The organism is Xenorhabdus griffiniae (assembly GCF_037265215.1).
Lineage (GTDB): Bacteria > Pseudomonadota > Gammaproteobacteria > Enterobacterales > Enterobacteriaceae > Xenorhabdus > Xenorhabdus griffiniae.
In genome coordinates this window covers 2,082,648-2,096,920 of the sequence record NZ_CP147737.1, presented here as the reverse complement: position 1 = coordinate 2,096,920, position 14,273 = coordinate 2,082,648, and the positions used below count along the sequence as shown (strand labels likewise).

At 41.6% G+C, this 14,273-nt stretch carries 12 protein-coding genes; 8 read left to right on the top strand and 4 right to left on the bottom strand.

The window, feature by feature from the left end; translation table 11 throughout:
* Positions 1 to 56 precede the first annotated feature (56 nt).
* Positions 57 to 332 carry a stress-induced protein YchH gene (gene ychH, locus WDV75_RS09115; RefSeq protein ID WP_273570898.1) on the bottom strand — a complete coding sequence of 92 codons (276 nt, stop codon included), beginning with the start codon at positions 330 to 332 and terminating at the stop codon, positions 57 to 59.
* Positions 333 to 593: 261 nt separating this feature from the next.
* Here ychH and pth point away from each other — a divergent pair, with 261 nt between their 5' ends.
* From pth to WDV75_RS09090, 5 genes are all read left to right on the top strand, one after another.
* Complete coding sequence (gene pth, locus WDV75_RS09110) at positions 594 to 1,184, top strand: aminoacyl-tRNA hydrolase (protein WP_273570900.1); 591 nt, start codon at positions 594 to 596, stop codon at positions 1,182 to 1,184.
* Between the two features lie 213 nt (positions 1,185 to 1,397).
* Positions 1,398 to 2,489, top strand: a complete 1,092-nt coding sequence (gene ychF, locus WDV75_RS09105; protein WP_099132307.1) for a redox-regulated ATPase YchF — start codon at positions 1,398 to 1,400, stop codon at positions 2,487 to 2,489.
* Positions 2,490 to 2,758: 269 nt separating this feature from the next.
* Complete coding sequence (locus tag WDV75_RS09100) at positions 2,759 to 3,727, top strand: AraC family transcriptional regulator (RefSeq protein ID WP_273570903.1); 969 nt, start codon at positions 2,759 to 2,761, stop codon at positions 3,725 to 3,727.
* Positions 3,728 to 3,807: 80 nt separating this feature from the next.
* Complete coding sequence (locus WDV75_RS09095) at positions 3,808 to 4,386, top strand: NAD(P)H-dependent oxidoreductase (protein WP_273570905.1); 579 nt, start codon at positions 3,808 to 3,810, stop codon at positions 4,384 to 4,386.
* A gap of 476 nt (positions 4,387 to 4,862) precedes the next feature.
* Positions 4,863 to 5,045, top strand: a complete 183-nt coding sequence (locus tag WDV75_RS09090) for a hypothetical protein (protein WP_273570907.1) — start codon at positions 4,863 to 4,865, stop codon at positions 5,043 to 5,045.
* Between the two features lie 1,072 nt (positions 5,046 to 6,117).
* Here WDV75_RS09090 and WDV75_RS09085 read toward each other — a convergent pair.
* Positions 6,118 to 6,948, bottom strand: coding sequence for an alpha/beta fold hydrolase (locus WDV75_RS09085; RefSeq protein ID WP_273570909.1), 831 nt, complete (start codon positions 6,946 to 6,948; stop codon positions 6,118 to 6,120).
* A 446-nt stretch (positions 6,949 to 7,394) separates the two neighbouring features.
* Here WDV75_RS09085 and WDV75_RS09080 point away from each other — a divergent pair, with 446 nt between their 5' ends.
* The 3 genes from WDV75_RS09080 (at position 7,395) to lhgO (ending at position 11,656) form a co-directional block, all read left to right on the top strand.
* Positions 7,395 to 8,429, top strand: coding sequence for a TAXI family TRAP transporter solute-binding subunit (locus WDV75_RS09080; RefSeq protein ID WP_337927179.1), 1,035 nt, complete (start codon positions 7,395 to 7,397; stop codon positions 8,427 to 8,429).
* A gap of 73 nt (positions 8,430 to 8,502) precedes the next feature.
* Positions 8,503 to 10,473, top strand: coding sequence for a TRAP transporter permease (locus WDV75_RS09075; protein ID WP_273570913.1), 1,971 nt, complete (start codon positions 8,503 to 8,505; stop codon positions 10,471 to 10,473).
* Entirely contained in the window at positions 10,466 to 11,656 is a 1,191-nt protein-coding gene (lhgO, locus tag WDV75_RS09070) for an L-2-hydroxyglutarate oxidase (RefSeq protein ID WP_273570915.1), read from the top strand. The genes WDV75_RS09075 and lhgO overlap by 8 nt, the downstream gene beginning before the upstream one ends.
* Positions 11,657 to 11,829: 173 nt before the next feature.
* On the opposite strand, the gene WDV75_RS09065 is transcribed toward lhgO, so the two are convergent.
* Entirely contained in the window at positions 11,830 to 12,771 is a 942-nt protein-coding gene (locus WDV75_RS09065) for an omptin family outer membrane protease (protein WP_273570916.1), read from the bottom strand.
* Positions 12,772 to 13,052: 281 nt separating this feature from the next.
* Positions 13,053 to 14,261, bottom strand: coding sequence for a transposase (locus tag WDV75_RS09060; protein ID WP_338861090.1), 1,209 nt, complete (start codon positions 14,259 to 14,261; stop codon positions 13,053 to 13,055).
* Between the last annotated feature and the right edge of the window lie 12 nt (positions 14,262 to 14,273).

Genomic DNA, 14,273 nt, shown 5'->3' with positions numbered 1-14,273 from the left:
TGAACATTTAACAAATATAGATAAGGCGGTAACCATAATCGCCTTATCTAAAATAATCACGAATGTCGCTGTTTTTTACGACAATAACGTTCATCGTAATTCTTCAGCCACCAATATTTATCCGTAACCCGTTCTCGGCCGCCAATACTGGCTCCTACCAGCCAAATAAATGCCCCAACAAACAATCCCATTAATGAAAGGCTTGTCAAAAACTCCGAAAGATCAAAATTAAAGATATGGCTAAGCAATACATAAGCTAAGCTAATGAACATTGCCGCCATTCCTGCTCCCATAAGAATATTGCCAAAAATAAAAGCCCTTTTACGTTTCATAACCAACCTCCAATACTTTTTGTGAACGCTAATTTGCAAATACAACGAACGCAAAAGCACGAAAGCAGATATCTTCTTCAAAATTAATTATAGACTTATCATATGAAAGGTTATTGCGGTGGCGATCACAAGCTGTACAAATTTAAACCTAATTTTTTACATTCCATCAGAATAATCTTTGTTAAATGAGTTTTGTACTCAAGCCGTGAGATAGGTAAACTAATCTCCTTTTGTTCTATTGCTAATAAGCGAAATTAAACCGTGAGTAACATAAAATTAATCGTTGGCCTGGCAAACCCTGGAGCCGAATATGCACAGACCAGACATAACGCCGGAGCATGGTTTGTTGATTTGTTAGCGCAACGCCATAACCAATCCCTAAAAGAAGAGAGTAAATTTTTTGGCTATACCGCCCGTATTAACATGAATGGGCAAGATATTCGTTTACTGGTACCCACCACTTTTATGAACCTTAGTGGTAAATCCGTTCTTGCCCTGGCTGGATTTTATCGTATCCAGCCGGATGAAATCTTGGTTGCACATGACGAGCTGGATCTGCCGCCGGGCATGGCAAAAATGAAACTCGGTGGCAGCAATGGCGGTCATAATGGCCTAAAAGACATTCAAAATAAACTCGGAAATAATCCTAACTTCCACCGTCTGCGTATCGGTATTGGTCATCCAGGTGATAAAAACAAAGTCGTAGGCTTCGTCCTTGGCAAGCCACCTGCCAGCGAACAAAAACTGATTGACGATGCCATAGATGAAGCGCTGCGCTGTACTGACATCCTGATACAAGATGGCATGAGCAAGGCAATTAATCGCCTACATGCCTTTAAAGCCAGCGCTTAACTGGCAGTGCATGGCGCATCGGGCTATTGCGTGTATAATAGCGTCAATTTTGTAAACTGACCGGCAAGCCTATTCTTGTTGGTTTATACCAATCTAGCTTCAAGATGCGAGTAATCTCTCCCCGAGGAGCGGGGAGAAATTAAGTTTCATAGAATGTTGTAAATGGCAACTTGAAGTTTAATACGTATATAAGTGATTTAAGGTGATAAATATATGGGATTCAAATGCGGTATCGTTGGCCTGCCTAACGTTGGGAAATCTACATTATTCAATGCGCTGACCAAAGCAGGTATCGAAGCAGCAAACTTCCCGTTCTGCACTATCGAGCCAAATACAGGTGTTGTGCCGATGCCAGATCCACGTCTCGAACAGTTGGCTGAGATTGTTAAACCACAACGCACCCTGCCAACCACTATGGAGTTCGTCGATATTGCCGGTCTGGTAAAAGGTGCTTCAAAGGGTGAAGGCTTAGGTAACCAATTCCTGACCAACATCCGTGAAACAGAAGCTATCGGCCATGTAGTACGCTGCTTTGAAAATGACAACATTGTCCACGTTTCTGGTCAGGTTGATCCTGCCTCTGATATTGAAGTTATCAATACAGAACTGGCGCTATCGGATCTGGATACCTGCGAGCGCGCTATCCATCGTATACAGAAGAAAGCCAAAGGTGGTGATAAGGACGCTAAAGCGGAGCTGGAAGTCTTAGAAAAATGCCTTCCACACCTTGAACAAGCGGGTATGCTGCGCGCTTTAAACCTGAGTGCGGAAGAGAAAGCGATTATTCGTTATCTGAGCTTCCTGACCTTGAAACCAACCATGTATATTGCCAACGTCAATGAAGACGGTTTCGAAAATAACCCACACCTTGATACCGTTCGCGCCATTGCTGAAAAAGAAGGCTCCGTTGTTGTTCCCGTTTGTGCAGCGATTGAAGCCGATATCGCAGAGTTGGAAGACGCTGACCGCGAAGAATTTATGGCGGAATTAGGTCTGGAAGAGCCAGGTTTGAACCGTGTCATTCGTGCAGGCTACCAATTGCTGAACCTGCAAACCTACTTTACTGCGGGCGTGAAAGAAGTTCGTGCCTGGACGATCCCTGTGGGTGCAACCGCACCACAAGCGGCGGGTAAAATCCATACTGATTTTGAAAAGGGCTTTATCCGTGCTCAAACTATTTCGTTTGAGGATTTCATCACTTACAAAGGTGAACAAGGGGCGAAAGAAGCGGGCAAGATGCGAGCTGAAGGGAAAGATTATATCGTTAAAGACGGCGATGTGATGAACTTCTTGTTTAACGTCTAATTTGCTTTTGTTGTTTCACAGTCTCTCAGGATGACTCGTGAAGGCTGACAAACTCATTAAAATCCACGCAATGGCGTGGATTTTTTTATTTTTATAATTTGCCTTTCAGGGATATGCTGCATAACACACTAATAATCATGGCTTTGATACGCATTAAACTTCAAGTTGCCATTGACAACACGATATGAAACCTGATTTCTCCCCGCTTCGCGGGAGAAATCATAGGTATCTTGAAGTTAAATTGGTATGTATAAGTAAGGGAATGAACAATGAGTGTCTCGAATCAACAACCCGATAGAACAGAAATTGAAATCCAGCTACAGCAACTGGCTGGCAAAGTAGCCAAGTTAGCGTCCCCCAATTCACACGCTGCAAAAACAGCAATTCCTCAATTGACACTCTGCTATTTGGAACAGCCAATCGAACCCGTTAGTTGGCTCTATGATCCCAGTATTATGGTTATTGCCCAAGGGACGAAGCGGGTAACGATTGGTGATCGCTCATATTGTTGCGATCCCCAACAACTCTTAGTGACTTCGACAAATATCCCCACCATTACCCAGATTTGCACCGCATCCAAAGAAAAACCCTTTTTTGCTTTGATGTTAAAACTGAATATTCAGGAAGCATCAAGATTAATGGTTGAAAATAAGGTCACGATAAAACAGCAAACTCAGGATACATGTGGATTGGCCGTGACTTCTGCTACAACAGATCTTTTGCTCTGTTTTAATCGTCTATTGGCTATATTAAACACACCGGAAGATATTCCCGCCCTTTTTCCTCTAATATATAAAGAAATCATCTATCGGTTACTGAAAAGTGAATTGGGAGGACGTTTACAACAAATGGCTACTCAGGAAAGCCCAAGCCATCAAATCAGCCATGCGATTCAATGGCTAAAAGAACACTTTGCTGATCCGGTTAAAGTCGAACAACTGGCCAAAATCGCCAAAATGAGTCTTTCTTCTTTTCATCATCACTTTAAGGCTGTCACTTCTATGAGTCCATTACAATACCAAAAATGGCTGCGTTTACACGAAGCAAGGCGCATATTACTGACCCAACGCCACAATGTGACAACGACCGCCTTTCAGGTTGGCTATGAAAGCACTTCCCAATTCAATCGTGAATATAGCCGTCTTTTTGGTGAATCTCCCTGCCGAGATATGAAACGGTTTCGGCTAACCCACCAGGAGAAGAAAATAGATATTGCCGGAGCATTGGGCAATAATTGACAATAAATAGGCATACATTCAATCAAAACCAGTTCTAAGATAATCCTCAGTTTATCAAAGGAATAAAACAGAGGATTATTATGGGCCATATTTTAGTTATCAATTCAGCAAAAATTTTTGAGGAATCGAAAGGAGAGCTGAATAATGCCTTAACCGCAGTTATTAAAGATCACCTGACGGAGATCGGTCATAAAGTTCAGGTAACACATGTGGATAAAGGTTATGACATTCCCGCAGAGGTGGATAAATTTCTTTGGGCGGATCGTATTATTTACCAAATGCCAGGTTGGTGGATGGAAGCACCTTGGATTTTAAAGAAATATGTCGATGAGGTTTTCCAGACTGGCCGCGGTACTTTGTATAAGAATGATGGGCGAACCCGTGATGATCCTACCAAAAAATATGGTTCAGGTGGCCTGATACAAGGCAAGGCTTATATGTTTTCGGTAACCTGGAATGCGCCACTGGAGTCATTTGAAGATCCCAAACAATTTTTTGAAGGAAAAGGCATTGACAGTGTTTACCACCCTTTCCATAAGGCAAACCAATTTTTAGGTATGTCTCCAATACCCACATTTGCTTGTTATGATGTGATAAAAAACCCACAAATTTCTCAAGACATTCAACGACTGAAAAAACATTTATCCGCATTTTTCTAACTGTTGATTTATTTTCTATACCAATCGCCTTTCAAGATGCGCCTTATATCTCCTCGCTACGCGGGGAGATATAAACAATTACATTGACTTACAAGCTACAACTTAAAATTCATTGGGTGTATACCAAGTGGATTATTATTCCTTCCAAAATCATTTAATCAAAATGAAAAAGTAACATCATAAATTATCACCAAAGAAATAAAACATTCCCTTAACGTTATTTAATAAATAAATTCATCCAAAATAATTTTCTTATTTTTTTATATTCATTTTTTCTATAAAACAATAAAAACAAATTATTAAAACACTGTAAACAAAATATCAATACAATAAAAAAATCAATAGTAAAAAACACTGAACACTTGTAAAAATGAGCATGTTGACATCAATACCAGTTCTAATGTCAACTCTGTTTATACATAATTTACCGTTATACTTTTATTCATGTTAATTCCTAACTCTATGAGGTACAAATCATGAAAAGAAAATTAGCTTCTTGTATGCTTTCATTACTCTTAGGAACAATCATTACAACTAACGCAAATGCATTCGTGTGTCAGGCATTTAATGATAAAATAAAGCAAGGCTGCGATGCTTTATGTAATAGAATACCTGATACTAATTTTGGCCTTACAGTTGTTAAAGCAATTTGCTTGTAACTATAACTTAATATAACACTGTAAAAAACAAAGATATTCTTGTCTTTATTTAATCATATTCTAGCCTGAATTTTGCTGTTACAGTAAAAAACTGTAAGCTAGAATAGAGATAACAGTGAAGATATGTTACCTTAAAATATAATAGTGGGAGTGCTTTTAAGTGTTTTATTAAATAAACATGCAATAAAAACCTCCCGCTATTATTTATAATAATCAATTGATTATTATAAATGTTTACATTGATAATCTTTAAAAAATCAAGAACCAATAACCTTAGGTAACATGACTAACATTTCAAATCCAATATGACCTTTCCTAATTACCAATCAAACACTAACACTTTACTAATACCTTTTTCCAATACCTTAATGACCATCTGTGTATAACCATGTATGGGATACAGTATCATGCAAACTAAATACAAAATCCAAAAATAACGCGATTAATTATCACACAGGAAATAAACCCCTCCAAAATATACCAATCCAACTTCAAGATGCATGTAATTTTTCCTATAAGATAATGAAAAAGCAAACGTTAAAATAACATTAACAAAAAGACAACAAAATTAGAAAATCAATTGCCAAGAACACAGGCTATTTGTAAAAATGAGCATGTTGACGTTAGCATTATATACCAATCGCCTTTCAAAATAAGTCTTATACTCCGCGTAGCGGGGAGATATAAACAATCACATTGATTTTCAAGCTGCAACTTGGAGTTGGATTGGTATACACATAACTAATTAGTTTTTATAACTTTATTCAGGTTAATATTTAACTTTACGAGGTACAAATTATGAAAAGAAAATTAGTGGCTTGTGTGTTGTCATTATTTATAGGAACCTTTATTGCAGCTAACGCAAGTGCTGAGCTCCCATGCAAGTATTATAATCCTTGGTGCTGTCAATTCTCTCCTATTATTCCTCAGTGCGTATAAAGTGCTGAACGTTGTTAGCACTCTTCACATAGTGAATCTTTAAAAAATAATGGCGGGAGCTCTTCTTGGTGATTTATTTAATAAAAGATTCCCGCCATTATTTATCATAATCAATGGGTTGCCACATTTGGTTTTATTGAAAATCCTCAAGAAATTCAATCAAGATAGAATTAAATAATTCCGGTGCTTCCCAGAACGGGGCATGACCGACTCCCGCTAAATTAACTACTTTCCCTTTCCAAAGATTTCGATAACTTAGACCATTAATATAGTCAAAATTAATATAGGGATCATCTGCCCCATTAACAATCGCTAACGGGATTTGGCTGGTTTCGGCCAATAATTTTTGATCTGTTGCTTGAGGGGAAAGAAAAGCTTCAAACATATACTGCCGTGCCAATCCCTCGGTTCTTATCACGGCTTCAATCATAAAAGGCTCATGAGGGGTATTAACACCATAGGTATCAGATACAAAAATTTTGATATCCTCCTCAGTAAATTCCGCCTTGCCGGCGAGCCCCAAACCAGGACGGAAGCCAAGTGCTACATTATCTGCACCGACGGATACTGGCGGCGTACCGCAAATCATTAAGCCAATCATCTTAGGAAACAACGCCAACATTTCTAACCCAATATGACCACCTAATGACCAACCAAACACCACCACTCTGTTAATACCTATTTTTTCTAATACCTCAATGACCGTATGTGCATAACCAGGCATTGAATATGCCTGACGCGGATCACTGGCATTAGATGATGAACCATGCCCTGGCAAATCTAACACCAAAACCCGATACTTCCCTTTTAACTGGTTAATTTGGTGACGAAATATTTCTTTACAACTTGAATTACCATGAATTAATAGAACGGGTAATCCACTGCCACCAGTATCTATTACCGATATATTGGCATAACGGGTTCGGATATTATGGTGATGAATATGCTGATGTGGAGTAACCATTATTTATCTCCTTAATAGTCAATAACAAATTGGTTTAAATAAATATTAGAAATTTCGACTGTTCGACTGAATTGAGATTACCTTAACGTTAATATAAATTTTATTTATAAAACCTGATTTCTTTATTCTCTGCAATATATATAGTGCACTTCTCTCACTTAAAATCTATCAGTGATTGTATATTTTTTGCCTATTTTTTAGGTATACAAAACACCTATCACAAATTTTCAACATCAAACTCTGAACCAGATAAGTAATGTTGTATATACCAATCTAACTTCAAGATGCGTGTGATTTCTCCCCGCTTCGCGGAGAGAAATCAGGTTTCATATCGTGTTGTAAATGGCAACTTGAAGTTTAATGCGTATACAAGTTACAAGTGAATACAAATATTTAACATTTATTGCACAACATCATCTGGTAACCACATTATGACGATAAAGAATATGGCTTCCACAAAAGTAAAGCGCCTATTGACAGCTATTGCTGTCATTGCTCTGGTCATCATGGCCATAACAGGCAAAATAGAAAATGCCAATAAACGTTTTCTCTCCGTCGCAACGGCTTCCACAGGCGGCACTTACTATCCAATGGGAGTCGGCCTGGCCAATGTCTGGAGTCACCATCTGAAACAGGAAAATATTCAGGTTACAGGGCAATCTTCAGCCGGTTCGATTGAAAATATTGATCTACTCCAGAAAAATGAAGCCCAACTCGCGATTTTACAAAGTTTAATTGCCGTCGAAGCCTATCAAGGTGTCCGAAGTTTCAAAAACCATCCTTATCAGGATCTGCGTTCTATCTCTGTTCTTTGGCCAAATGTTGAACACTTTGTTTTAATCGACGATAAGGTCAAGGATGGCACGTTAAACGATATTGCCGGAACACGTTTTTCTGTAGGACCTCAAGCCAGTGGTACTGAACAATCTACCCTGATTATTCTGCAAGGTGTCAATCTCAGCAAACAAAAGATTCACCCAGAATATCTTGGCTATGGCGATACCGTTTCAGCCATGCGGGACGGTCGTCTTGATGGCGGCGCCTTGCCTGCGGGTGTCCCCGCTTCAGCAGTTACCGATATGTATGCCAGTGGTGTTCCTGCCCGCATTCTCAATGTGACGGATGAACAACTGAAAAAGATTAACGCTATTGCTAACTCATGGTTTCGCTTCATCATAAAACCAGAAACTTATCCACGCCAAAAACAGCCTATCCACACGATTGCGCAACCCAATATTCTGATGACAACCCGCAAGATAGATGAAAAAACCATCTATGAATTAACAAAAGTGATGTTTGAAAATCAGAAGGAAGTCCATCAGATCCATAGCTCCGCAAAATACATTCTGCCTGAAAACGCATTGAAAGGTGTTTCCGTACCATTACATCTTGGGGCATACCGGTATTATCGCGAAATTGGCCTGAATATTCCTGACTATCTTGTGCCACCAGAACTTAAATCGACAAACAACCAACACTGATTTTTAACCAGAAATCATAAGGCCTAACTTAATTTTCCCAGCATGTTATTGACCATAATATTATGGAGTCGCTATGAACACTGATAATGTAACGCCATCCACAATGGAGCTGGATAAAGAAGCAGGATCAGGCAGCCGCCAATTAAGCGGTTTCTATTCGAAGATCACGATAATACTTGCCATCGCTATTTCCCTTTATGCTATCTATTCCAATGCGTTATCCAATACGCAGGAATTTTATCGTAATGCAACATTTCTCGCTGGCATTCTGGTATTGGGCTTTATTCTGTTTCCGATTTCCAAACGTCATGCAACAGCCAAATTTAATTATTGGGATTACCTGTTTATTCTGCTCACATTAGTCAGCTATGGGTACTTTTATTTTACTTACACTGACTTGCATGTTGTACGCAACAGCATTCCTAATACCACAGATTATGTGATGTCCGTCATTGGCATCGCTGTACTCTTTGAAGCAGCAAGGCGTACAACCGGCTATTTCATACCGGCTATCTCCCTTTTTGCCATCATCTACGCCTTATTCGGCAATTATTTCATGGGTATTTTCGGTCATGCCGGATTTTCACTTGAACGTCTGTTATTCCGCTTATTTATGACCAGTGAAGGCATTTTCGGCATTACCCTATCTACAGCATCAACAGCCATTATTGTTTTTATCCTGTTTGGCGCATTCTTAAGTGCCAGCGGCGCGACGGCATTGTTCAATGATCTCGCTATGGCAATGGCTGGACGTCGTCGTGGTGGCCCTGCCCAGGTTGCGGTCATCTCCTCTGCCCTGACGGGTTCACTGAGTGGCAGTGCTGTCGCCAACGTTGCCACAACCGGAACCTTCACCATTCCCCTGATGAAAAATATCGGCTTGTCTCCCCGTTTTGCCGGCGCTGTCGAAGCCGCGGCATCAACAGGCGGCATGATCATGCCACCCATTATGGGAGCAGCCGCATTTATCATGGCAGGTTTTCTAGGCATTTCTTACACCACAATTGTCGTTGCCGCCATTATTCCGGCACTGCTCTATTATGCCGCCCTGATTATTGCCATTGATCTGGAAGCCAAAAAACAAGGATTGAAAGGCGTCAGCAAGGAAAATATTCCCCAGGTCAAAGCGGTACTCAAAGCCCGTGGCCTATTATTACTGCCACTCTTTATTGTGATTGGAACCCTATTGAGCGGGAAAACACCGATTTATGCCGGTTTCCTCGGTATTATCGCGATTATTATCGCAAGTTGGAGCACACCCGATACTTCCGTTCGTATGACTCCCAAGAAAATCGCGGCGGCCCTGAATGAAGCGGCCCGCGGGGCTATTCAGGTCACTGTCGCCTGTGCAGCTATTGGCGTTATTATCTGTGTTGTCACCATGACAGGTATTGGCTCCACCCTCGCTTTCAATATCGTCTCTCTGACCAACAATACCCTGTGGATGATCCTGCTGGTTGTCATGATAGTTTGTATCGTCCTCAGTATGGGGTTGCCTTCAACTGCCTTGTATATTGTTGTTGCCGTGACGGTGTCACCTATATTAATCAAAGCAGGCGTTTTACCCTTAGCGGCTCACTTCTTTGTTTTCTGGTTTGGTGCACTTTCCAATATTACGCCGCCTGTCGCACTCGCCAGTTACACGGCTGCCAGTATTGCCCGTGCTGATCCAATACAGACTTCATGGAACGCGGTTTATCTGGCTCTGCCCGGTTTTATCATTCCCTTTATTTTGGTGTACAACCCGGCCTTATTGATGCAGGGTGATGATTTAAACGTCCTGTCCATTAGTTATATGATCCTGACTGCACTGATTGGCATCTATTCACTTTCTGTTGCCAGTGCTAATTTCTGGATGTACAAAACCCATTGGCTAGAAAGAATTCTCTTCGCCATTGCCGCAATCCTGTTAATCAAACCAGGAATGCTCACAGATCTGGCCGGAATAGCACTGATTATCGTGGCAGGAACCCTGCATTTCTTACGCAATAAATTGGAACGTGTAAAAAACAAGCATAATGAGGAACCCCCTAAAAATGTATGATGTGATTGTTATTGGTGCGGGATTGGTCGGACTTGGCACCGCTAATGCCTTACAGGAACAGCATCCACACTTACGCTTGCTGATATTAGATAAAGAAAATGGCGTAGCTGTACACCAAAGCGGCCATAATAGTAACGTTGTGCACTCCGGCATTTATTACACGCCCGGCAGTTTAAAAGCTCGACTGGCGAAACAAGGCAACCGTACGATATATGAGCTCTGTCAGCAGCATGGATTATATTACGACCGTTGCGGTAAGGTGATTGTCGCCACACAACTCAAGGAGCTTTCCTTGCTGGAAAATATCTACCAGCGAGGTTTGAAAAATGGCCTTGACGTCAGCCATCTTTCGCAAACCCAATTGAAAGAGCGCGAACCTTATGTCAACGGCCTTGAGGCGATATTGGTGCCGGATGCAGGGATTGTGAATTACCCAGAAATTGCAGCCAAGCTGGCTGAAATCATTCAAACCAGAGGGGGTGATATTTATTATCAACAGCAAGTCCAGGGTATTCATGAACATGGTGATTATGTTGAGGTACAAACTCAGCAAACCCATTATCAGGCAAAATGGTTGGTGAATTGTGCTGGGCTGCACAGTGACAGGATCGCCAGCTTAGCTGGCTATAAGACAGGTATGAAGATCGTTCCTTTCCGCGGTGAATATTATGTGCTGGACAGTAGTAAAAATTATCTGGTTAATCATCTGATTTATCCCGTACCTAACCCTGATTTTCCTTTCCTCGGCGTTCACTTTACGCGGATGCACAATGGCAAACGCGATGTTGGCCCGAATGCAGTATTAGCATTTAAGCGTGAGGGATATAACAAAACAGATTTTAATTTACGGGATTTAGCAGAAGTACTGACTTACAAAGGGTTTTGGAACATCGCCACACGTTATTTCTGTGAAGGCATGGCAGAAATGCGGCGTTCTTTTTCTCGTCAACTTTTTACCGAAAATGCCCGCCAGCTTATTCCTGATTTGCAGCCGGAAGATATCACTCCAGGTCCAGCCGGTGTGCGGGCGCAAGCACTCACGGCTGATGGTAAATTAGTGGATGATTTTCACTTTGTGAAAGGCCGCCGTTCACTGCATGTCTGCAATGCACCTTCACCGGCTGCCACGGCTTCGATAGAGATTGGCAGAGAGATTGTGAGACGCTATTTCACTGAACTGTAAGAATTGGTATGTTTTTTTAACTGACAGATACCGAAAAAATGGTAACTGTCAGTGATATCATTATACCAATCTAACTTCAAGTTGCTCATTATAAGACAACATAACTCATTGTTTCCCCCGCTTCGCGGGGAGAAACAATGTGCATCTTGAAGTTTAATGCGTATATAAGAAAACTAAAAATGGTACTGTAATCCAAGATCGATACTATAGTTTCGGTTTTCAATTCCGACAGAATTGTCACCTAAATCTTCGGTGTAGCCAACATCGTAATAGATGAGCTTCGTTTGACCTTTACCTTCGCGATATTTATTCCAGGTAAACGCCGTATATACTTTCGTATTTTGATTTAAATAATAACCGGCATCTATACTGGCCCCAAAATAACGCACCTTATCAGATCGCTGAGGAAGCGTTAAACGACGCATATAGTGCTCGTCGTTACCCCAGGCTTTTACCCACGGACTATATTTTAATAAAAGATTAAATTCAAAATCCTGATAGCGGTACTGTCCAGTTAATCCAATATAGGGCAGGCTATATTTTTGTTTATAGCCAACGCCGGCCATCCCCGCAGGAAGTTCTCCGATATCAGCGCCATTATTATAGATATAATTACCGCCATAAGCCGTCCAACTGAAACGTGTTTCCTGATAACCGACTACCGCCCCCAATTTATAATTAGATTGTTTAATCAACCAACCTGCGGCATTTAAATCAAATTCATTGGCATCGTTTAGAGAAGTATCCGGGCTGGATGACCAATGAGTCCAATGACTCTGGTTGACATCCAGCCAGTCGTAATCCACCATTTTGCTATCGCGTGACGATAACCTGACCCAACCACCCACATTCATGGTTAGCCTGTCAAGGAGATCCCAGGAAACTTTACCTCTGGCAATCAGAGCATCGCCAATTTTCCAATTCAATTGGCTACTTTTGTATTGTGGATCTTTAGCATATCCATAAAGATTTTCGTTAGATTCTCCTTTTAGCCAACCAAGCCCAAACGCAAAAGATACATTACCATCGTACCAATCTAATTGTGATAAATCAGGTTCTGCCATGACGCCAAAAGAAAAAGCCAATAATGGCGTTACTATCAAGATTTTTTTCATAATTATTAATAACCTTACCAGCGTATAAATTAAGTTTTCACTACTTCTGTTATTTTGATAGCAATCCAAAACTAGCGGAGATAATTTGTCTAACTATAAATAACAGAAACAATAATATCTTTGGTATATTAGTTTTATCGTTATATGCTTATAGTTTAAGATTATACGCTTTTAGCTATTTTTCATTTTTTAGGTTAAATTTTTTTAACTAAAACTTGAAATAATTGATTTTGATCGCTTGACATCCTCCCCGCCCTAAAGGACGGGGATTCCTACAGCGTTCAGACCGAAGCCTGACTCACCTCGGTGGATTCCTGCTTCAACGGGCGGTCTGACTGCACCATCCCTCCACAGGCAAGCACGGCATGTCCTGCCGCTAAAATATTACGTGCGGCGTTTACATCCGCGTTCGCGCTGTAGCCGCATACCTGACACACGAATTGACTTTGCGTCTGACGGTTTTCTTTCGCCGTATGACCACAGCAGGCACACCGCTGGCTGGTGTATGCCGGCGGTATCGCCACTACCTGACCACCGCGCCAGAGCTGCTTGTACTCAAGCTGACGGCGCATTTCATGCCAGCCTTGATCCCGTATCGAGCGGTTCAAGCCTGATTTGCCTCTGACGTTTCTTCCGTGCTTCTCTGCCGTGCCTTTTGCCGATTTCGACATGTTACTGACCTTCAAGTCTTCAATGACGATCATCGCGTGGTTTTTGCTGATTTCACTGGTGACTTTGTGAAGGTAGTCGCGCCGGATATTGGCAATGTGCGAGTGCAAGCACTGGATTTTCCGTTTTTGTTTCTGCCAGTTTGCGCTGAATTTTACTTTGCGACTCAACTGCCGCTGGAGTGTTGCCAGCTTACGTTGGTTTGCTTTGAAGCTGCTTACTGGCTGATATACCGTGCCATCTGAAAGCGTGGCAAGTTTTGTTACTCCGGCATCCAGTCCGACCATGGATTCTGCATTGTGAGCAGGGTCAGTCACTTCGTATTCAGTCTGGATACTGACGTACCATTTGCCGCATGACTGGCTGACCGTGACGTTTTTCACTTCGCCAATGACTTCACGGCTGTTGCGATAGCGTATCCACCCTAACTTTGGCAACGAGATTCGACTGTTGGGCTGATCGAGCTTCACGCCCTGCGGGTAGCGGAATGAGTCATGTTGACCACGTTTTTTGAAGCGGGGGAATGCAGCCCGCTTCTGGAAGAAATTTTTGTAGCCGCGCTCCAGATCTTTCAGTGACTGCTGCAACGGTTGCGAGGGAGATTCTTTCAGCCATTGTGTTTCAGGTACGGATTTCCACTCAATCAGCCATGAAGCCATTTTGGTGTAGGGGAGATATTTATTCCCTGCTGCATGGTTCTCATTCTGGAGTGCCAGTGCACGGTTAAAAACGAAGCGACAAGCCCCTGCGAAGCGTCGCATATCGCGCTCCTGCTGACCATTTGGTCTTAACTGGAATTTGAAGGCTTGAAGTCGTTTCATGACTATCATTAT